Source organism: Streptomyces sp. H27-H5, from assembly GCF_026627505.1.
GTDB lineage: Bacteria > Actinomycetota > Actinomycetes > Streptomycetales > Streptomycetaceae > Streptomyces.
Map to the genome: position 1 here is coordinate 15,271 of NZ_JAPNLK010000085.1, position 18,655 is coordinate 33,925.

Below are 18,655 nucleotides of genomic sequence, written 5' to 3' on the forward strand. Positions count from 1 at the left end.
GCCCTGGGGCGTATCCCGGGTCGGGGCCGTCGGTGGGTCGGGGCGGGGCGGCCGGGGTGGTGCCCGCAGGGGGGCCTCCCGGGGGCGGGGTGCCGGTGGTGGGCGGGACCGGGCGCAGGGGGACCGTGTGGTCCGACCAGGCCTGTGGCGACTGTGGCGGCACGGGTATGCCGTAGGCCGGGGTCTCGTGCGACGGCGCGGGCGCGGGCGGGACCGGGGGCAGCAACTGCGTCGGGGCATCGTCGGGTGGGCCGAACGGGTGGCCGGCCGACGGGCGGGTCGGATCGGCCATCGCTCCCAGCACCGGCTGCGGGCTCGCCGAAGCGGATCCCGACTGCCCGGGGTCGGACAGGGATACGTACGGGCGAATGCGCAGGGGGTTGAAACCCGCCCCCGGCGCGCACTCGCAGCCGACGCCCTCGGCGCCGCAATCTGGACAGCGCTCAGCGCTCACTGGAACCCTCCCTGGCCACTGCCTGCGATTATGCAGACCCGTCAGGCCCGGCCCAACCCTCCCGAGAGGCCATAACCGGACACACCGCTCAGGATGGAGATGTTGATCCGGCCTGAGGAGGAGTCGATGGCCCAGGATGTGACCGCACCGGCCGTGCAGCCCGGCCCCGGCGGTGAGCGCGCCTCACGCGACGTACTCGTTTCCATCGGCGCACTGCTGCTGGGGCTGCTGATCGCCGCACTCGACCAGACCATCGTCTCCACCGCCCTGCCGACCATCGTCAGCGAGCTCGGCGGCATGGAGCACCTGTCCTGGGTCGTCACCCGCCTACATGCTCGCCTCCACCGCCGCCACGCCGCTGTGGGGCAAGCTCGGTGACCAGTACGGGCGCAAGAGGCTGTTCCAGTACGCGATCGTGATCTTCCTGATCGGGTCCGCGCTGTGCGGGATCGCCCAGGACATGGCGCAGCTCATCGGCTTCCGAGCCCTCCAGGGCCTGGGCGGCGGCGGGCTGATGGTGCTGTCCATGGCGATCGTCGGGGACATCGTCCCGCCCCGTGAGCGCGGCAAGTACCAGGGTCTCTTCGGTGCCGTCTTCGGCGCGACCAGTGTCCTGGGGCCGCTGCTGGGCGGCCTGTTCGTGGACCATCTGACCTGGCGCTGGGTCTTCTACATCAACATCCCCATCGGTCTCGTCGCACTCGCCGTCATCGCCGCCGCCCTGAACATCCCGGTGCGCTCCACGAAGCACACCATCGACTATCTCGGCACCTTCCTCATCGCCTCCGTCGCCACCTGTCTCGTCCTCGTCGCCTCCCTCGGCGGTACCACCTGGGCCTGGGGTTCGGCCCAGATCATCGGTCTGGCCGTGCTCGGCGCCGTTCTCCTGGTCGCCTTCGTGCTGGTCGAGCGGCGGGCCGCCGAACCCGTCCTGCCGCTCAAGCTGTTCGCGATCCGTACCTTCACCCTCTGCTCGGTGATCAGCTTCGTCATCGGCTTCGCGATGTTCGGCGCGATGGTCTACCTGCCGACCTTCCTCCAGGTCGTCCGGGGCGTCTCGCCGACGATGTCCGGCGTCCACATGCTGCCGATGGTGCTCGGCCTGTTGATCTCCTCCACCGTCTCCGGGCAGATCGTCAGCCGCACCGGGCGCTGGAAGGTCTTCCCGATCGCCGGCACGGGCGTCACCGCCATCGGACTACTGCTCCTGCACCAGCTGCACCGCACCAGCTCCGACTGGGAGATGGGGATCTACTTCTTCGTCTTCGGAGCCGGTCTCGGTCTGGTCATGCAGGTCCTCGTCCTCGTCGTGCAGAACGCGGTCAGTTACGAGGACCTCGGAGTCGCCACCTCCGGCGCCACTTTCTTCCGCTCCATCGGCGCCTCCTTCGGTGTCGCCATCTTCGGCACGATCTTCACCAACCGGCTCGACGACCAGCTCTCCGCCGCGCTGGCCGGTGCGCAGCTGCCGCCCGGCGTGACCATCGCGCACCTGGAGGCCGACCCGCGGGCCATCCAAACGCTCCCCGCCGACCTGCGCACCCGGGCGCTCGACGCCTACTCCACCTCCATCACCGACGTCTTCCTCTACGCCGTGCCCATGGTGCTCGTGGCCTTCGTGGTGGCCTGGTTCCTCAAGGAGGACAAGCTCCGCGCGTCCGTCACCGCACCCGATGTCACCGAGACCCTCGCCTCCAATCCCGTCGAGCGCTCGTCACACGACGAGGTCGCCCGCGCCCTGTCGGTGCTCGGGACCCGCGAAGGCCGCCGGCACGTCTACGAGAAGATCACCGCGAAGGCGGGATACGACCTGCTGCCCGCGTCCAGCTGGATGCTGCTGCGGATCAAGAAGTACGGATCCACGGACCCGTCGGTGCTCGCCGACCGCACCGGCGTGCCGATCAAGGTGATCACGGACGCGGCCCGGCAGGTCGAGGGGCGCGGACTCGCGGTACGCGACGGGCTGTCTCTGGTCCTGACCGACCCGGGCCGCGAGAGCGCCGCCCGGCTGGCCGCCGCCCGGCAGGAGTCGCTCGCCGAGCTGCTCGGCGACTGGTGGGGCCCGGACCGGCCGACCGACCTGATCAAGCTGGTCGAGCAACTGAACGCGGAACTGTGCGGGTCGGACTCCGAGGAGCCCTACGACACCCTGCCCCGCCGGGACCACGCCGCCCCCTGAACCGCGCCCGGACCGCGCGAACAGGCCCGGACCGGAGCGTGCGGCCCCCGCGCGTCCCTACACCAGGGCCTTCTCGAACCAGTGCTCCGCGTAGGGGCCGGAGCTGTACGCGGGTATCTCCGTGTACCCGTGCCGTGCGTACAGGGCCCGGGCCTCCACCAGGTCGGACCGGGTGTCCAGGCGCACGCGCTCGGCGCCCAGCGCTCGGCCCGCGTCCTCCAGGGCGGTGAGCAGGGCCGCCCCGCCGCCGGTGCCGCGGGCACGCCGGTCGACATACACCCGCGTGAGCTCGGCGGTGACGGGGTCCAGCAGGCGTATGCCGCCGCAGGCCAAGGGCCGGCCATCGAGTCTGCCGACGACGAACTCGCCCGTGGGTGGCCGGAGCCCGTCGTCCGGGAAGTCGAGCAGGCCCTGGTCGATCTCCGCCTCGGTGACGGAGCGCTTCCAGTACCGCCCGGCGACCTCCGCGTAGTACGCGCGGCGCAGGGCCGTCCCCTCGGGCGTGGTGAACGGCTCCGGGGCGACCTTCCAGGTGCCCGTGGTGGTGATGACGTCGTTGTCGCTGTTCATGGCGTCATTGTGCGAGAGAGGAGGGGAGGTCTGCGTTGGAATATCCACAGGGCCGGGCCGATGATAGTGAAAAGGACAAACCGTGCACATGGAGGGCGTGAACCGTCATGTCGGAGCATCCTGACTGTGCCCTGATCCGCCGCGGCTACGAGGCCTTCGGCAAGGGCGACCTGGAGGCGTTGGGCGCGATGATGACGGCCGACGTCATTCACCACATGCCCGGCCACAACCCGTTGTCGGGGCACCACAAGGGGCGGGAAACCGTCCTGGGCCTCTACCGCCGCCTCGCGGAAGAGACGAACGGGACGCTCCGGCTCCACCTGGAGTCGGTCCTGGCGGACGGCCGCGGCCACGTCATGAGCTTCCACACCGCGTGCGGCGACCGGGGCGACCGGGGGATCGAGATCCGGGAAGGGCTGTTCTTCACGATCGTCGGGCACAAGATCACCGACATCGACGGCTGCACCGAGGACATCGACGAGGCCGACGCGTTCTGGTCCGCCCGATCCGACCTCCCGAGCTGACCTGATCCCGCAGCCCTGCCCTGCCCTGGCCTGGTCAGACCTGACGTGGCCTGAGCTGACCCGACCCGCCGACCCGACCGCCAGGAACACCACCCCAACCGCCGGAAGCCCGGGCCGCGCGCCGGAAGGCCCGGGGCCGCCCCCGGGCCTTCCCACGCGCTCGCTCAGCCCTGCTTCGGCGCCGCCTGCTGGACGACCTCGAACGACCACACCGAGGACCCGGACGCCGCCGGCTTCGGCCGCTCGCCGCCACCCGCGCCCGCGCCGCCACCCGCGCCGCCGCCCTGGTGGGCCGCCTTCATCGGGCCTTCCATCCACGCCTGGAAGTCCTCCTCGGAACGCCACCGCGTGTACACGAGGTACTGGTCGGTGCCCTCCACGGGGCGCAGCAGCTCGAACCATTCGAAGCCGTCCGAGCCCTCCACGGCGCCGGCCCGCGAGGCGAAGCGCTGTTCCAGCACCTCCCGCTGCTCGGCGGGGACGGTCAGTGCGTTGATCTTCACGATGCTCATGGTCGCCATCCTAGGGATCCGCGAGAGATATCGTCCTTCGGGTAATCAAGTGGTGCGTGAGGCGCGGCAGCCTGGCGAAGTCGAGGTTGCGGCCGACAGGGCGGGAGGCCGGCGAGGCGTGGCTAACGCGGCAGAGCACAGCGGTGGTAACGGTCATGCCGGGGTCATAGGCGATCGCGACAGACCGGGAGCCCTGCACCTCCTGCTGTGGGCGCTGGCGGGCGCGCTCGCGGTCAGACAGGCCGTCGCCGTGTTGCGGGTGCCGCCGGCGCGATGGCTCGACGGCTTCCATCTCCCGGGCAGTGCGCCGGGCTCGCTCTACGAGAGCGGATCCGGCCAGTTCACCGGTACTCCTTTCGCGGGGTTGGTCCTGAAGCCGCTGGCCGGTCTCGCGGCGCCCTCCCTGGAAGTGGCCTGGACCTGCGTCACCCTGCTGTTCGTCGCCGCGATCGGGCTGGTCGCCGCGCGTGGTCTGCCCGATCCGGTGCCGCGGCGTGCCGCGTTGCCGGCCGCGCCCGTGCTGGTGGCGCTGATGATGGTGTCGCTGCCGGTCCGTGAGGCCGCGTCGCCGGGTCAGACCGCCGTCCTGCCCGTGCTGTTGGTGTTGCTCGCCGTCTTCCGGGTGCCCGGCGAACGCCCCGCCGGTTTCCTCGTCGGTCTCGCGGCCGCGCTGCAACCCGGACTGCTGCTGTTCGCGCCGCTGTTGTGGCTGACCGGGCGCCGCCCCACCGCCAAGGCCGCCGCCGTGACGTTCGCGGGCGCGACCGCCCTGTCCTGGGCCTCGCTGCCGCGCGACTCGTGGACGTACTGGGTCGAGCACCTCGCCGGCACCGGTCTCGGGCGCGCCCCCGACGGCCTCGCCAACCAGTCCGTGCACGGCGCGCTGCTCCGCCTGGGGTTGAGCGGGCCCGCCGAGATCGCCCTGTACGCGGCGCTCGCGGGCGTGATCCTGTGGATCGGGCTGCGCCGCGCGGTCCGTTACGCCCGCGACGGCCAACTCCTGCTCGCCGTCGCCGTCACCGGCTGCGCGGCCGTCGCCGTGTCCCCGGAGGGCTGGCGCCACCAACTGCTGTGGGTGCTGCTCGCCGTCGCCGGCAAGGTGGGCAGGCGGGCCGCCGACCGCACCGTCTGGCCGGTCGCCGTCGTGCTCGCCGTGATCCTGCCGAGCACCGTGCTGCTGCCGAACCTGGGCGCGTTGGCCGTCGTACGGGACAACGTGCTGCTGCTGGCCGCCCTCGCGGCGGCGTGCGCGGTGCCGTTCCTGTCGCGTTCCTCGCCGTACTGGCGCGAGCCCGTGCCCACCGCGTACGGTCGGCCCGCCGCCGCGCGCCGGTCCCGGGTGCCGCTGCTGCCGTTCTGGCGGCGCGTGCTGTCCCGCCCGAACCTGCTGCTGGAACTGCTGTTGATACGGGTCGGCTACTCGATCTACTCGCACATCCGGGCCGCCGCCACCGCCGGTCGCGACCTCGCGGAGGCCAACGGCAGCCGGATCCACGGCATCGAGAAGGCGCTCGGCATCGACATCGAGCACGCCGTCAACCACGCCGTGGTCAACACGCCCTGGCTGGAGGCGTTCTTCGACTTCTACTACACGTCCTTCCACTTCGTCGTCCCCATGGGGATCCTGGCGGTCCTGTACTGGCGCCGCCCCGCCGACTACCGGTGGGCGCGCGCCTCGCTGGGGCTGGCCACGGTCCTCGCGCTCGTCGGGTTCTGGCTGTACCCGCTCGCACCGCCGCGCCTGATGCCCGACCTCGGGTTCATCGACACCGTGCACGGGGTGCAGGACCTCGCGAACCCGCAGTACGGGGCGATGACCGCGATCTCCAACCAGTACGCGGCGATGCCCTCGCTGCACTTCGGCTGGTCGCTGTGGTGCGGGATCGTGATCGTCGTCCTCGCCCCGAAGGGGTGGCAGAAGCTGCTGGGCGCCCTGCACCCGCTGATCACGGTGTGCGCGATCGTGGCCACCGCGAACCACTGGGTGCTCGACGCGGTCGGCGGAGCGCTCGTCGTCGGCGCCGGGTTCGGGCTGGTCCACGTACTCTCCGGGCCGCGCGGCGCGCAGGCCGGCCCCGACGCCGGGTGGGCGTTGCCGCGGCCCCGCACCCCCGAGCAGGAGGCCGGCGCCCGCACGGCGGGGGAGCGCACCACCGCCTGACGGCGGGTCCGGTGGGAGCGCGGAGGCCCGCGGACCCCACCGGGGCCGGTCGGGCGGGAGCGCGGCCGAAGGGGTGCCGGAGCGGTCTCGACCCCGCTCCGGCACCCCTTCGGTGGATCGCCGCGTCCGTCCAGGATCCGCCCGGTACGGCGCTCCCGCCACTGGACGGCCCCCCACGGCACCGGACGTACCGGGGCGAACCCGATGACGCGGCGAGGTGCGGCGGCGGGCGTCGCGGGCCCGCAAGGATCCGGAAGAGGCGCACTAGTCCGGGGGGAGTTGGGCCACCACGAGGGCGATGGCCGCCTCGGCGGTGTCGGCCTCGCCGATCACGTTCGTCATGCGGGGGCCGCGCACCCGGAACCGGCCGTCGGCCAGCGGCTCGACCGCCGGCACGCCCACGTTGAACGGGGGGCTCGTACGGGAGCTGAACCAGAGGGTCCAATGGCTGGTGAACGGGTACAGCCGTCTGAGTCTCGGTTCCTTGGAGGCCGCTTCTATCAGCGCCAGGACGCCCTGACCCATGGTCTTGGAGTCGGCACGGTCGAGCATCAACCGCCACGTCAAGGGCATCCGCTGCCAGCGTGCTTCCACGGCGTCGGCGGGCTCGCGTTCGTCCTGAAGGTTCATCCGCGCAGTGTGCCGCGCCACCGGCTCCGGGACAACGGTCGAGAAGGTCACAACCGGAACATCGCGACCGGAACGACACGACCGCAAGGGCGCGGCCGGGACGCCGCAACCGGAGGATCGCGACGGAACGTGACGGCCGGAGGGGGCGGGGGCCGGGCGGGGGTGGAGCGGCCCCCGCCGCCCCGGTCGCGGGTCAGCGGCGGCTGACCCGGAGCTCCTTGATGCCGTTGAGCCAGGCGGCGCGCAGTCGCCTCGGGCCCTCGCCGGCCAGGCGCAGGTCGGGCAGGGCGTCGGCCAGCGCGTTGAAGATCAGGTCGATCTCCATGACGGCCAGCGACTTGCCGAGGCAGAAGTGCGGGCCGCCGCCCCCGAAGCCCAGGTGGGGGTTGGGGTCGCGGGTGATGTCGAAGGCGTCCGGGTTCTCGAAGACCTCGGGGTCGTGGTTGGCCGAGGAGTAGAACATCCCCACCCGGTCGCCCGCCTTGATCTTCTGGCCGCCCAGTTCGGTGTCCTGGGTGGCGGTCCGTTGGAAGGACACCACCGGGGTGGCCCAGCGCACGATCTCCTCCGCCGCCGTGGCCGGCCGCGTCGCCTTGTACAGCTCCCACTGCTCGGGGTGGGTGAGGAAGGCGTGCATGCCGTGGCTGATGGCGTTGCGCGTGGTCTCGTTGCCCGCGACCGCGAGCAGCAGCACGAAGAAGCCGAACTCGTCGGAGCCCAGGTTGCCCTGCCCCTCGGCCGCGACCAGCTGCGTGACGATGTCCTTGGCGGGACACTCCTTGCGTGCCGCCGACAGGTTCATCGCGTAGCCGATGAGTTCCATGGCCGCGTTCGAGCCGACCTCCTCGGTGATCGCGTACTCGGGGTCGTCGTAGGCGATCATCTTGTTCGACCAGTCGAAGATCCGGAGCCGGTCCTCCTGCGGTACGCCGATCAGTTCGGCGATCGCCTGGAGGGGGAGTTCGCACGCCACCTGCGTCACGAAGTCGAAGCTGCCGTCCGCGGAGGCGGCCACCGCCTCCGCGACGATCTTCCGCGCCCGGTCCCGCAGGGCCCCTTCCAGGCCGCGGATCGCCCGCGGGGTGAATCCGCGCTGCACGATCTGGCGGACACGGGTGTGTTCCGGCGGATCCATGTTCAACATGATCAGGCGTTGGGCATCGATCTGTTCGCGCGCGATGTGCTCGTTGAAGCGGATGATCGCCGTGTTCGTGGTCGAGGAGAACAACTCGGGGTGCGTGGAGACGTACTTGACGTCCGCGTGCCGCGTCACGGCCCAGTAGCCCTCGTCGTCGAAACCGGTGATGCCCCGCCGCTGCGGGCACCACCAGACGGGGGCGGTTTGCCGGAGCTGTGCGAACTCCGGGAAGGGGACCCGGTCCTGGAGGAGATCGGGGTCGGTGGCGTCGAAGCCTTCGGGCAGCGCGGGGCAGGGCATCGGGCGACTCCAAGGTCTGATGGCCCATCAGAAGTTGGCTCGAAGGTAATAACGAGTTCCAGAAGAGACAAGGGCTCCGGCGCCAACTGTTGCGTGTGGAATCCGTGGAGCCGCGTGCAAGACCCTTGCGTGCCGGGCCTCCAGGTCATAAGACTGCGGATGGAACTAGAACGCGTACTAGTTCAGGGCGGGGCGCCGGGACGGCCCGCCGCGCCGGTACCGTGCAGGAGAGGACGAGCTCATGGCCGCGGAACCCGTCATCGTCGAAGCCGTACGCACCCCCATCGGAAAGCGCGGGGGCGCGCTCGCCAACCTTCATCCCGCCTACCTGCTCGGTGAGACCTACCGCGAGCTCCTCGCCCGTACCGGAATCCAGCCCGACTGCGTCGAACAGATCGTCGGCGGCACCGTCACCCACGCCGGCGAGCAGTCGATGAACCCCGCCCGCAACGCCTGGCTGGCCATGGGCCTGCCCTACGAGACCGCCGCGACCACCGTGGACTGTCAGTGCGGCAGCTCCCAACAGGCCAACCACATGGTGGCCAACATGATCTCCGGCGGGGTCATGGACATCGGCATCGCCTGCGGGGTCGAGGCCATGAGCCGGGTCCCGCTCGGTTCCGGCTCCAAGCACGGTCCCGGCAAGCCCTTCCCCGACGAGTGGAACGTCGACCTCCCGAATCAGTTCGAGGCCGCCGAGCGCATCGCCCGCCACCGGGGACTGACCCGCGAGGACGTCGACACGCTGGGCGTGCTCTCCCAGGAGCGGGCGGCCACCGCCTGGGCCGAGGAGCGCTTCAAGCGCGAGACGTTCGCCGTGCAGGTGCCGACCACCGAGGCGGAACAGGCCGCGGGTCAGGGCATGTGGCGGCTGGTCGACCGTGACGAGGGACTGCGGGACACCTCCATGGAGGGCCTCGCCCGACTCAAGCCGGTCATGCCGACCGCCGTGCACACCGCCGGGAACTCCTCGCAGATCTCCGACGGGGCCGCGGCCGTGATGTGGGCCTCGCGCAAGATGGCCCGCGCGCTGAAACTCAAGCCGCGCGCCCGGATCGTGGCGCAGACGCTGGTCGGCGCGGACCCGCACTACCACCTGGACGGCCCGATCGACGCGACACGGGCCGTGCTGGGCAAGGCCGGGATGTCCCTCCGGGACATCGACCTCGTGGAGATCAACGAGGCCTTCGCCTCCGTCGTCCTCAGCTGGGCGCAGGTCTTCGACCAGAACCTGGAGAAGGTCAACGTGAACGGCGGCGGCATCGCGCTCGGCCACCCCGTCGGCGCCACCGGCGCCCGACTGATCACCACCGCGCTCCACGAGCTGGAACGGCGCGACAAGGAGTTCGCGCTGATCACCATGTGCGCGGGCGGCGCGCTGGCCACCGGCACGATCATCCAGCGGCTGTAACGGCCGCTTCGGTACCACCATCACCGCGCGAGCCGTCTCGGACCCAGTGGGATGGGAAGCCGAAGGCCCCGACGGCCGGACCTGGGGAGGCCGGCCACCGGGGCCTTCGCATGTCTGTCACCGCCTTGTGGGCGGATTCCGCGTTGCCACGCGGGGGGTGTTCTCGTCGCCTCGTGGGCGGGAAGTCGTGCGTCGCCTCGCGGGCGGGTCCTGCCGTGTCCGCTGCCACTGGTCGGCTTAGTACCAGTGGTGGGACTGCCAGAAGTTCCAGGCGCCGACGGGGCTGCCGTAGCGGGAGTTCATGTAGTCCAGGCCCCACTTGATCTGGGTCGCCGGGTTGGTCTTCCAGTCCGCGCCCGCCGAGGCCATCTTCGACGCCGGCAGGGCCTGGACCAGGCCGTACGCGCCGGAGGAGGAGTTCGTGGCGGTGTGGTTCCAGCCGCTCTCGTGGGAGACGATCTTGGAGAAGGCTGCGAACTGGGCCGGGTCCTTGATCATCTGCTGCGCGATGGACTTGGCGTTCATCGGGGCCGCCTGGGCCGGGACCGTGGCGAGCATGGAACCGGCGACGCCGAGGGCGAGCACGGAACCGGCGATGGCCTTCTTGGAGGCGGCGATGCGGCGGATGACGGTGTTGGACACGGAATGGCCTTCCGTAGGGGACGGGGACGGCCGCAAGCACGCCGAAGACGTGCGTGAGCCACTCACGCGGTGGAGAGGGGTTCGTCGGCGGGGGGTGAAGTACCCCTGCCGCCTTGCGACTCATCCAGTTCTACAGACGCCCCGACGGCCTGGCAACGACCCCTCTTACTAGCGGCCCTCGCAGGCGGGGCGTTTCGACCCCCCTTCGCCGCGAGCGGCCTTCACGCAGGTCGGGGCGGGTCCGAAGGGGGTGATACGGGACCCTTGAGGGCTACTAGTCCCTTTCGTATGTGACCTGCGTCCTGTGGGGCGGGTCACCGGCCAGGGCCCCGAATCTCACCGTCCGTGGTCACCCGTACCCCTCTCGGGGAGGGGTTGAAAACGGACTAAACCCCTGAATCAAAGGAAATCGGGGCATCGAAGGCGGCTTTTCGCGTCGCCCGCCGCAGGGCCTTCAGCAGGGTGGTGCCGAGGGTGAGGGTCAGTACGACGGTCAGCGCCGCCCGCCCCAGATCCCAGCCCAGCGAGGTCGCCAGGCAGTACGCGACGAACCGCGCCAGGTTCTCCGGCACCGGGTCCCCCGGGTGGAAGGAGACGCCCTGCCCCATGCCCTGAAGGATCACCCACCCCTGGAGGTTCATGATCGTGCCGTACGCGAACGACCCCACGAACCCGTACGCCGCGAGCATCCCCAGCTCCACCCGGCCCCGGATCCGGTCCGGCCCCGGCAGCAGACCCGCCCCCAGCGAGAACCAGCCCAGCGCCAGCATCTGGAACGGCATCCACGGCCCGACCCCACCCGTGAGCAGGGCGGACGCGAACATCGTCACCGAGCCCAGGACGAAGCCGAAGCCGGGCCCCAGCACTCGGCCGCTCAACACCATCAGGAAGAACATCGGCTCCAGGCCCGCCGTGCCCGCGCCCAGGGGTCTGAGCGCCGCTCCGACGGCGGCCAGCACGCCGAGCATCGCGACGGCCTTGGCGTCCATGCCGTTGTCGGCGATCGTCGCCACGACGACCGCGACGAGGAGGGGCAGCAGCGCCGCGAAGAGCCACGGCGCGTCCTGGGAATGGGCCAACCCCGACTGCCGGTCGGCGAGCAGCGGCCAGCCGAACGCGACGATGCCGATCAGGGTGACCAGGACCAGGGCGACGGCGGCACGCGGCCCGATGCGGACCGGGCGGGCGGACCGGGCGGACCGGGTGGTGCCGTCGACGGGGCGGACCGGGCCGACGGGGCCGACGGGATCGGCCGGGCCGGTCGGGTCGGTCGGGTCGGTCGGATCGGCCGGGTCGGTGGTGCGGGGGGTGCGCGTGGTGCTCACGGGGCGAGACCCCCGGCCGTGTCGTCGCCGACGTCGACGCTGTCCCCGTCCCCGTCCCCGTTCCCGTCCCCGTCCTCGTCCTCGTTCACGTCACCCTCACCCTCACCGTCATCGGAGAGGGCCCGCGCGACCTGGGACACCGTGAGCCACCGCCCCGGCGCCAGGATCTTGGCCACCTGCGGGGCGAAGGCGGGGGAGGAGACCACCACCTCGGCCGTCGGACCGTCCGCGACGATCTCCCCGCCGGCCAGGATCACCACCCGGTGCGCCAGCTCGGCGGCGAGTTCCACGTCGTGCGTGGCCAGGACGACGGCGTGCCCCGCGGTGGCGAGCGAGCGCAGGATCCCGATCAGCCGGGCCTTGGCGGCGTAGTCCAGGCCGCGGGTGGGCTCGTCGAGCAGCAACAGGGCGGGTTCGCCGGTCAGCACCAGGGCCAGGGCCAGTGCGAGACGCTGCCCCTCGGAGAGGTCCCGGGGGTGGGTGTCGTCGGGGACGTCGGGCAGCAGGGCCGTCACCAGGTCCCGGCAGGTGCCGGGGGCCGCGCCCGCGTCGGAGTCGGCGGCCGCGCACTCGGCGGCGACCGTGTCGGCGTAGAGGAGGTCCCTGGGGTCCTGCGGGACCAGCCCGACGTGGCGGACCATCTCCGGCGGCGGGGTGCGATGCGGGATGCGGCCGCCCACGAGCACCGTGCCGGTGGTCGGCTCGATCGTGCCGACGAGGGTCGCGAGCAGGGTGGACTTGCCGGCGCCGTTGCGGCCCATGAGGGCGACGGTCTCGCCGGGGGCGATCGTGAGGTCGATCCCGTGCAGTACCTCGACCCGACCCCGGCGTACGGACACACCCGCGGCCGTGGCCGTCACAGCCGTCGTGGCACCGGCACCAACACCGGCACCAACACCGGCACCAACACCGGCACCAACACCAACACCGGCACCGGCAGCGGGCGCGGGCGGGGTGCGGCGCAGCAGCCGGGCCAGGCGACCGGGGGAGCCCTGCGGGCGGCTCGGCCCACCCGCCGCACCCGGCCCCTTCGCGGGCTCGGACGGCGTCCGGACCCCCGCCGCGCACGCCACCGGGACGGGATCCGTCGCCGCGTCCTGCGGCAGGCGGGACCGCAGCGGGCCGGCCAGCCGGCGGGCGTCGCGGACCGACAGGGGCAGGGGGGACCAGCCCGCGAGTCGGCCCAGGGAAATCACCGGGGGGTGCACCGGGGAGACCGCCATGATCTCCGCCGGGCTCCCCATGACCGGGGCCGCGCCCGCTGACGGCAGGAGCAGCAACCGGTCCGCGTACTGGACCACCCGCTCCAGGCGGTGTTCCGCCATGAGCACCGTGGTGCCCAGGTCGTGCACCAGCCGCTGGAGCACCGCCAGGACCTCCTCGGCCGCTGCCGGGTCCAGCGCCGAGGTGGGTTCGTCCAGGACGAGCACGCGCGGGTGCGGGGTCAGCACGGAGCCGATCGCGACCCGCTGCTGCTGCCCGCCGGAGAGGGTGGCGATGGGGCGGTCGCGGAGTTCGTTGAGGCCCAGCAGGTCGAGGGTCTCCTCGACCCGGCGGCGCATCACCGCGGGCGGGAGCCCCAGCGACTCCATGCCGTAGGCCAGCTCGTCCTCCACCACGTCCGTCACGAAGTGGGCCATCGGATCCTGGCCGACCGTGCCCACCACGTCGGCGAGCTCGCGCGGCTTGTGCGTACGGGTGTCGCGTCCCGCGACCGTGACCCGGCCGCTCAGTCGGCCGCCCGTGAAGTGCGGGACCAGCCCGGAGACCGCCCCCAGAAGAGTCGACTTGCCGACACCGGACGGGCCGACCAGCAAGGTCAGCTCCCCTTCCGGCACGACGAAGTCCGCAGCGCGCAGCGCCGGTCCGGCGGCTCCCTCGTAGGTCACCGACACCTGCTCGAAACGGATCACTGCGACGCCTCCTTCGGCGGAACGGGTGCCACGAAGGCGGGAAGCAGGCCGATGAGGATCGCGGCCGCCGGCCACAGCGGGAGCGTGGGCGCGACCAGGGGCACGACCCCCGGGCGCAGCGCCTCCGGGTCCCGGGTGCCCGCGTAGATCAACAGGCCCGCGACCGCCGCCCCCGACCCGGCGACCAGCCAGGCCCGCGCGCCCCAGCGATCGGGCCGGTACCGGGTGCGGACGCTGCGCCGGCCGCCCAGGCGCAGGCCCGCCAGGGCCAGCACCAGGCCGACGAGGAGCAGGGGCAGGCCGAACGCGGCGCCCTCCGCCGCGAGCAGCCCGTACGTGCCCGCGCACATGCCGAGGAGCCCGCCGAGGGTGAGCGCGTTGGTGGTGTGCCGGACCGCGGGCGGAACCCGCGCCGTGCGCCCGTACCCGCGCGCGTCCATCGAGGCGGCAACCGCCACCGAACGCTCCAGCGCGCCCTCCAGGACCGGCAGGCCGATCTGGAGGACGGCCTTGACGCCGCCGGTGGGCCGACCGCGCAGCCGGCGGGCGGTCCGCAGCCGCACCACGTCCGCGACCATGTTCGGCGCGAACGTCATGGCGACGACCACGGCGACCCCCGCCTCGTACAGGGCGGCCGGCAGGGACTTCAGCAGCCGGGCCGGATTGGCGAGGGCGTTGGCGGCGCCCACGCAGATGAGGAGGGTGGCCAGCTTCGCGCCGTCGTAGAAGGCGAAGACCAGCTGCTCGGCCGTCACCCTGCCGCCGAAGCGGATGCCCTGCGCCCAGGCCGGCAGGGGAACCTCCGGCAGGGTGAAGAGGGTGTGCGAGCCGGGCAGCGGGGAGCCGAGCAGCATGGAGAAGACCAGGCGCAGGCCGATGACGAACAGGCCGAGCTTGACGAACGCCCCGTACGAACGCGCCCACGGCGCCGAGGTCCGGCGGGCGGCGACCACGTAGCCGGCGACGCCGACGATCAGGCCGAGGAGGAGGGGATTGGTCGTCCGGGAGGCGGCCGTGGCCAGCCCGAGGGCCCACAGCCACCAGGCCCCCGCGTGCAGGGCGTTCCCGCGACGTGCCTCGGGGGCCAGATGCCGCCTCTTCTTGTACACGGGCCCGTGCGGGTCGGTCTTCGCCGCCGCGAGGCGGCTCCGCCCGGGCGGTGTCACGTCGCCGACCGCCGCGCCGTGGACGGTCCCCGACACGGCGGCGGAGGCGGATGTGGCCGCGGGACCGGTGTCGGACGCGGTACCGGGCCTGCGCGCCGGCTCCGTCATCGGGCGCGGCGGCGGGACTGCCAGACGCCGGCCGCGGCCAGCGCGGCCACCGCCACGACGCCCACGACGAGACCCGCCGAGGGCCCACCGGACCCGCCCGAGGACGATGCCGAGGACGGGGCGGACGCGGAGGAAGAGGACGCCGACGGCTTGTGCCCGGTGTCGTCGGCGATCGGCTCGCCGCAGCCCTGCCGCGGGTAACCCGAGATCCCGCACAGCAACGCGGCGCCGTTGTAGCGCAGCGGCTTCGCGACCGCCGCCAGGGCCTCCGCCGACGTGGCGTCCGGCGCCACCCTGGCGCAGGCCGTGCGCGGCGCGTCCCCGGGCGGGGCCTCGCCCGAAGGGGCCTCCGCGGGGAGCCCGAAGTCGATGACCAGGGCCACCCGCTTGCGGCCCTGCTCCGCGGGGGTCGCGGAGCAGACGGCGTCGAAGTCGGCGTCGGCGCGGGGCCGCCCGGACTGGTCCCCGGCGTCCTTGCTCACGCCGAAGCGGAACCCCTGTACCGAGCCGTCCGCCGGGCGCGCCGTCGAGGGGCCCTGGGTGGCGTACGACCAGGAACCGTTCGCACCTCCGTCCCAGAACGACCAGTAGCGGTAGCTCGACGCCATCGCCGGGGCGGAGGCGAACAGCACGAGGAGGACGCCGAAGGCGAGGGCGAGGGCCGGGAACCGGCGAGCGGGCAGCCCGCGCATCAGAGTTGGTTCTTCTTCCGGCGGCCGCTCAGCAGGATGCCGATGCCCATGCCGGCCGCGGCGCCCGCGCCGATGATCCACCAGAGGTTCCCGTTGCCGGAGCCCTCGTCGTCCTTCTTCTTGTCGGCGTCCTCGGAGGCCTGCGCCGTCGGGGTCGCCGACCGCGGCGCCGGGCCCGTCGCGTTCAGTGCGGCGACCAGGTCGGTGGGCCCGAAGGCCTTCGGGTCCGTGCCCGTGGCGTGCGCGGTGAGGATCAGGGTGCCCAGGGCCGCCGGGTTGCCCTTGGACCACTGCGCCGAGTTGGCCTTCAGCCACTCCAGGGCGCCGGCCGCCGACTGCTTGTGTCCGGCCGCGGCCAGGGCGATCACCGCGTCGGCGGTGTTGCCGGTGTCCGGGGTGGGCTGGTCGGCGCCCGGGGTGACGGCGGTGAGGTGGCCGTCCTTCTTCAGGGCCTCGGCCAGGTTCCCGGCCGCGCCCTGGGCGGCGGCCGTCGGGTCGCCGGCGGTCGCCGGGCAGGCGAGCGCGGCGGCCGGGGTGTCCGTACCGGCCGGGGCGACGACCGCACCCTTGCCGAGCGCGGCCAGCGTCGCGGCGGCGGTCGCGTCGGCGTTCGCCGCGAGCTTGCCGTCGGCCGGCTGGTACCCGAAGGCGCCCCGGTCGGCGGCCGGCTCGGCGGAGCAGCCCAGCTGGAAGGAGAGCAGGCCGTCGTACGCGGACTTGCCCGCCTTCGACTTCACGTCGGCGGGCTTCTCGCCCGCCACGGCCAGCGCGCTGATGACGACGGAGGTGGAGCTGCCCTCGCTGGGGGAGCCGGGGACGTAGGCCCAACCGCCGTCCTCGTTCTGGACGGACTTCAGCCAGTCCACGCCCTTCTTCACCGCCGCGTCGTGGCCGCCCAGCGCCCCCAACGCCTGTACGGCCACCGCGGTGGCGTTGGTGTCGAGCACGGTCTTCGCGTCGCAGGCCTTCGAGGCGTCGGCGCGGAAGGAGGCGAACCCGCCGTCGGCGCACTGCTGGCCGACGAGCCAGTCCACGGCCTGCGCGGCCGGCTGCTCGCCGACGGTCCGCTGGGCGAGCAGGGCGAACGACTGGCGCCACACGCCGTCGTACGTCGGGTCGCCCTTGCCGAACAGACCCGAGGGGACGACCGGCGCCGGGGAGGGGGAGGGCGCGGCGAGGGCCGCGGGGGCGGCACCCGCGCAGAGCACGGCGGAGGCGGCGAGCGCGGCGGCGCTGCGTCGTACGTTCATGTGGGGCGGGTGCCTCTCGTGCTGGGGAACGGAGGCAGGCACGCGCGGGTACCGGGCTCCGGCTCCGTTTACCTCGACGGTGCCGGCCACCGGAAGACCCGGCGGCACGAGCCGCGCACTCCGGTACAGGGCATTCCGGCTCCCCGCCCCGACGTCGCGGGGGTGGGTCACGGTTGCGGGTCAGCGCCGGATTCGCACCGGCTTCCCCCCGTACGGAAGTGTGGACGACGGGCCCACTCTACCGGCCCGTAGGTGTCGGTGACCGGGGCGTGGGGCCCTGCGCCCCTTACCCAGCCCGGCCCACGACGCCCGGCCCACCGCCCCCGCTGCACCCCGCCCCGTTCACAGGGCCCGGTACGTCACCGGGTCGCTGCCCGGTACCGGCTCCGCCCGGCCCTGCTTCACCAGCCGCCGCAGATGCGCCTCCGCCTCGGAGACGGCGATGTTCCGGGAGCCGTACGGGATCTGCTCCCAGGGACGGTTCCACTCCATCCGCTCCGCCAGCTCCCACGGGGTCAGGGGGGCGGCGAGGAGCCCCCACAGCCCGGTCAGTCGCTCCTCGTGGTGGTCCAGCAGCTCGCGCACGCGGGCCGGGGCGTCGGTGAAGGGGTGCTGGTGGGCCGGGAGGACCTCGGCGGGCTCCAGCCGGCCGACGCGTTCGAGGGAGTCGAGGTAGTCGCCGAGGGGGTCGGTGACCCGGTGCTCGGAGGGGTCCTCGTACAGGCCGATGTGCGGGGAGATGCCCGGCAGCAGGTGGTCGCCCGAGAACAGCCGGCCGTTGCCGGGCAGGCCCGCGGGGTGGGCCTCCTCCAGGTGGAGGCAGACGTGGCCGGGGGTGTGGCCCGGCGTCCAGATCGCCCGCAGTCGCCGCCCGGCGAGGGGCAGCAGTTCGCCGGGGACGATCTCCCGGTCGGGGACGGCCGCGCGCAGGCCCGGCAGGGTCCGCAGCCGGCCGCTCGCGCGGGCCGCGCGCAAGGGGGCGATGTGCTCCTCGGGGGCGCCGGCGACGGCCAGTTTCTCGCTCATGTAGTCGAACCAGACGCCCGGTTCGGCGGAGCGGGTCCGCACGACGACCTCGGTGTCGGCTGCGTGCATGGCGATCCAGGCGCCCGAGGTCTCCCGGACCCGGCCGGACAGGCCGTGGTGGTCGGGGTGGTGGTGGGTGATGACCACGCCGTGGACGTCGGCGATCGCGATGCCGAGGGCGTCGAGGCCGGCGACGAGGGTGTCCCAGGATTCCGGGTCGTCCCAGCCGGTGTCGACGAGGACCGGGCCGCGGTCGGTGTCGAGGACGTGGACGAGGGTGTGTCCGAGGGGGTTGTCGGGGATGGGGACCTTGATGCCCCACACGCCTCCGCCGTGGTCGGTGACCTGAGGTGTCACGAGGGCTCCCTGTCTGCCGGCTGTCGGGGCGGTCGTGCGTCCGCCCGGACACGATAAAGAGAACTTGTTCCAGTAGTCGCCCAAGTCGACCATCTCTTCGGGTTTCTGGCTACCCATCGGATGCGCGATGGATCTTCTCCGCCGTTCCGTCCTGGCCGTGGACTCCTGGAACTAGTGCTGCACCGCGAAAGTTCGTGGAGGGGGGTTGGGCCGGTCAGGCCGGGCTGCCGAGGTAGAGGGTGCCGGCGCAGGTAAGGCAGTCCTCGGGACTGCCGATGGGGAGGCCGGTGGGGAGGA

General features: G+C 72.7%; 14 protein-coding genes, 1 pseudogene and 1 riboswitch. Of the genes and pseudogenes, 4 read left to right on the top strand and 11 right to left on the bottom strand.

From position 1 onward, the window contains the following. Positions 1 to 580: 580 nt before the first annotated feature. Positions 581 to 2,633 (top strand): annotated as a pseudogene (locus tag OTB19_RS32130) (DHA2 family efflux MFS transporter permease subunit). A 57-nt stretch (positions 2,634 to 2,690) separates the two neighbouring features. Here the strand turns inward: OTB19_RS32130 and OTB19_RS32135 are convergent. Next, positions 2,691 to 3,203, bottom strand: a complete 513-nt coding sequence (locus OTB19_RS32135; RefSeq protein ID WP_267802204.1) for a GNAT family N-acetyltransferase — start codon at positions 3,201 to 3,203, stop codon at positions 2,691 to 2,693. A 107-nt stretch (positions 3,204 to 3,310) separates the two neighbouring features. On the opposite strand from OTB19_RS32135, the gene OTB19_RS32140 reads away from it, so the two are divergent. Further along, positions 3,311 to 3,727 carry a nuclear transport factor 2 family protein gene (locus tag OTB19_RS32140; RefSeq protein ID WP_267802205.1) on the top strand — a complete coding sequence of 139 codons (417 nt, stop codon included), beginning with the start codon at positions 3,311 to 3,313 and terminating at the stop codon, positions 3,725 to 3,727. Between the two features lie 164 nt (positions 3,728 to 3,891). Here OTB19_RS32140 and OTB19_RS32145 read toward each other — a convergent pair whose 3' ends face one another. Then, a complete protein-coding gene (locus tag OTB19_RS32145; RefSeq protein WP_267802206.1) occupies positions 3,892 to 4,239 on the bottom strand; it encodes an antibiotic biosynthesis monooxygenase family protein in 348 nt (115 codons plus the stop codon). A gap of 118 nt (positions 4,240 to 4,357) precedes the next feature. On the opposite strand from OTB19_RS32145, the gene OTB19_RS32150 reads away from it, so the two are divergent. Beyond that, entirely contained in the window at positions 4,358 to 6,400 is a 2,043-nt protein-coding gene (locus OTB19_RS32150; RefSeq protein WP_420716960.1) for a bifunctional glycosyltransferase 87/phosphatase PAP2 family protein, read from the top strand. A gap of 264 nt (positions 6,401 to 6,664) precedes the next feature. Here OTB19_RS32150 and OTB19_RS32155 read toward each other — a convergent pair whose 3' ends face one another. Further along, on the bottom strand, positions 6,665 to 7,030 hold the full coding sequence (locus tag OTB19_RS32155; protein WP_267802207.1) for a DUF6193 family natural product biosynthesis protein: 366 nt from the start codon (positions 7,028 to 7,030) through the stop codon (positions 6,665 to 6,667). Positions 7,031 to 7,223: 193 nt separating this feature from the next. Next, positions 7,224 to 8,468: a cytochrome P450 gene (locus tag OTB19_RS32160; RefSeq protein WP_267802208.1), complete on the bottom strand. Its 1,245-nt coding sequence runs from the start codon at positions 8,466 to 8,468 to the stop codon at positions 7,224 to 7,226. A gap of 241 nt (positions 8,469 to 8,709) precedes the next feature. Between OTB19_RS32160 and OTB19_RS32165 the strand changes: the two genes are divergently transcribed. Next, on the top strand, positions 8,710 to 9,879 hold the full coding sequence (locus OTB19_RS32165; protein ID WP_267802209.1) for a steroid 3-ketoacyl-CoA thiolase: 1,170 nt from the start codon (positions 8,710 to 8,712) through the stop codon (positions 9,877 to 9,879). A 237-nt stretch (positions 9,880 to 10,116) separates the two neighbouring features. Here OTB19_RS32165 and OTB19_RS32170 read toward each other — a convergent pair whose 3' ends face one another. The 7 genes from OTB19_RS32170 to OTB19_RS32200 form a co-directional block, all read right to left on the bottom strand. Continuing rightward, on the bottom strand, positions 10,117 to 10,521 hold the full coding sequence (locus tag OTB19_RS32170; protein ID WP_267802210.1) for a transglycosylase SLT domain-containing protein: 405 nt from the start codon (positions 10,519 to 10,521) through the stop codon (positions 10,117 to 10,119). 386 nt (positions 10,522 to 10,907) lie between these two features. Next, complete coding sequence (locus OTB19_RS32175; RefSeq protein WP_267802218.1) at positions 10,908 to 11,693, bottom strand: ECF transporter S component; 786 nt, start codon at positions 11,691 to 11,693, stop codon at positions 10,908 to 10,910. A 149-nt stretch (positions 11,694 to 11,842) separates the two neighbouring features. Next, positions 11,843 to 13,759: an ABC transporter ATP-binding protein gene (locus tag OTB19_RS32180; RefSeq protein ID WP_267802211.1), complete on the bottom strand. Its 1,917-nt coding sequence runs from the start codon at positions 13,757 to 13,759 to the stop codon at positions 11,843 to 11,845. Further along, positions 13,756 to 15,033, bottom strand: coding sequence for an energy-coupling factor transporter transmembrane component T (locus OTB19_RS32185; RefSeq protein WP_267802212.1), 1,278 nt, complete (start codon positions 15,031 to 15,033; stop codon positions 13,756 to 13,758). The genes OTB19_RS32180 and OTB19_RS32185 overlap by 4 nt, the downstream gene beginning before the upstream one ends. After that, a complete protein-coding gene (locus tag OTB19_RS32190) occupies positions 15,030 to 15,725 on the bottom strand; it encodes an SCO2322 family protein (protein WP_267802213.1) in 696 nt (231 codons plus the stop codon). The genes OTB19_RS32185 and OTB19_RS32190 overlap by 4 nt, the downstream gene beginning before the upstream one ends. Continuing rightward, positions 15,725 to 16,975: a prenyltransferase/squalene oxidase repeat-containing protein gene (locus OTB19_RS32195; protein ID WP_267802214.1), complete on the bottom strand. Its 1,251-nt coding sequence runs from the start codon at positions 16,973 to 16,975 to the stop codon at positions 15,725 to 15,727. The genes OTB19_RS32190 and OTB19_RS32195 overlap by 1 nt, the downstream gene beginning before the upstream one ends. 128 nt (positions 16,976 to 17,103) lie before the next feature. After that, a riboswitch (cobalamin riboswitch) is annotated at positions 17,104 to 17,183 on the bottom strand. Between the two features lie 134 nt (positions 17,184 to 17,317). Further along, positions 17,318 to 18,358 carry an MBL fold metallo-hydrolase gene (locus OTB19_RS32200; protein WP_267802215.1) on the bottom strand — a complete coding sequence of 347 codons (1,041 nt, stop codon included), beginning with the start codon at positions 18,356 to 18,358 and terminating at the stop codon, positions 17,318 to 17,320. Positions 18,359 to 18,655: the final 297 nt, after the last annotated feature.

What these genes read in the sequence shown, in the direction of transcription:
- OTB19_RS32160 (WP_267802208.1), bottom strand. Translation starts at nt 8,468, where the DNA reads ATGCCCTGCCCCGCGCTGCCCGAAGGCTTCGACGCCACCGACCCCGAT.
- OTB19_RS32165 (WP_267802209.1), top strand. Translation starts at nt 8,710, where the DNA reads ATGGCCGCGGAACCCGTCATCGTCGAAGCCGTACGCACCCCCATCGGA.
- OTB19_RS32145 (WP_267802206.1), bottom strand. Translation starts at nt 4,239, where the DNA reads ATGAGCATCGTGAAGATCAACGCACTGACCGTCCCCGCCGAGCAGCGG.
- OTB19_RS32190 (WP_267802213.1), bottom strand. Translation starts at nt 15,725, where the DNA reads ATGCGCGGGCTGCCCGCTCGCCGGTTCCCGGCCCTCGCCCTCGCCTTC.
- OTB19_RS32185 (WP_267802212.1), bottom strand. Translation starts at nt 15,033, where the DNA reads ATGACGGAGCCGGCGCGCAGGCCCGGTACCGCGTCCGACACCGGTCCC.
- OTB19_RS32195 (WP_267802214.1), bottom strand. Translation starts at nt 16,975, where the DNA reads ATGAACGTACGACGCAGCGCCGCCGCGCTCGCCGCCTCCGCCGTGCTC.
- OTB19_RS32135 (WP_267802204.1), bottom strand. Translation starts at nt 3,203, where the DNA reads ATGAACAGCGACAACGACGTCATCACCACCACGGGCACCTGGAAGGTC.
- OTB19_RS32155 (WP_267802207.1), bottom strand. Translation starts at nt 7,030, where the DNA reads ATGAACCTTCAGGACGAACGCGAGCCCGCCGACGCCGTGGAAGCACGC.
- OTB19_RS32140 (WP_267802205.1), top strand. Translation starts at nt 3,311, where the DNA reads ATGTCGGAGCATCCTGACTGTGCCCTGATCCGCCGCGGCTACGAGGCC.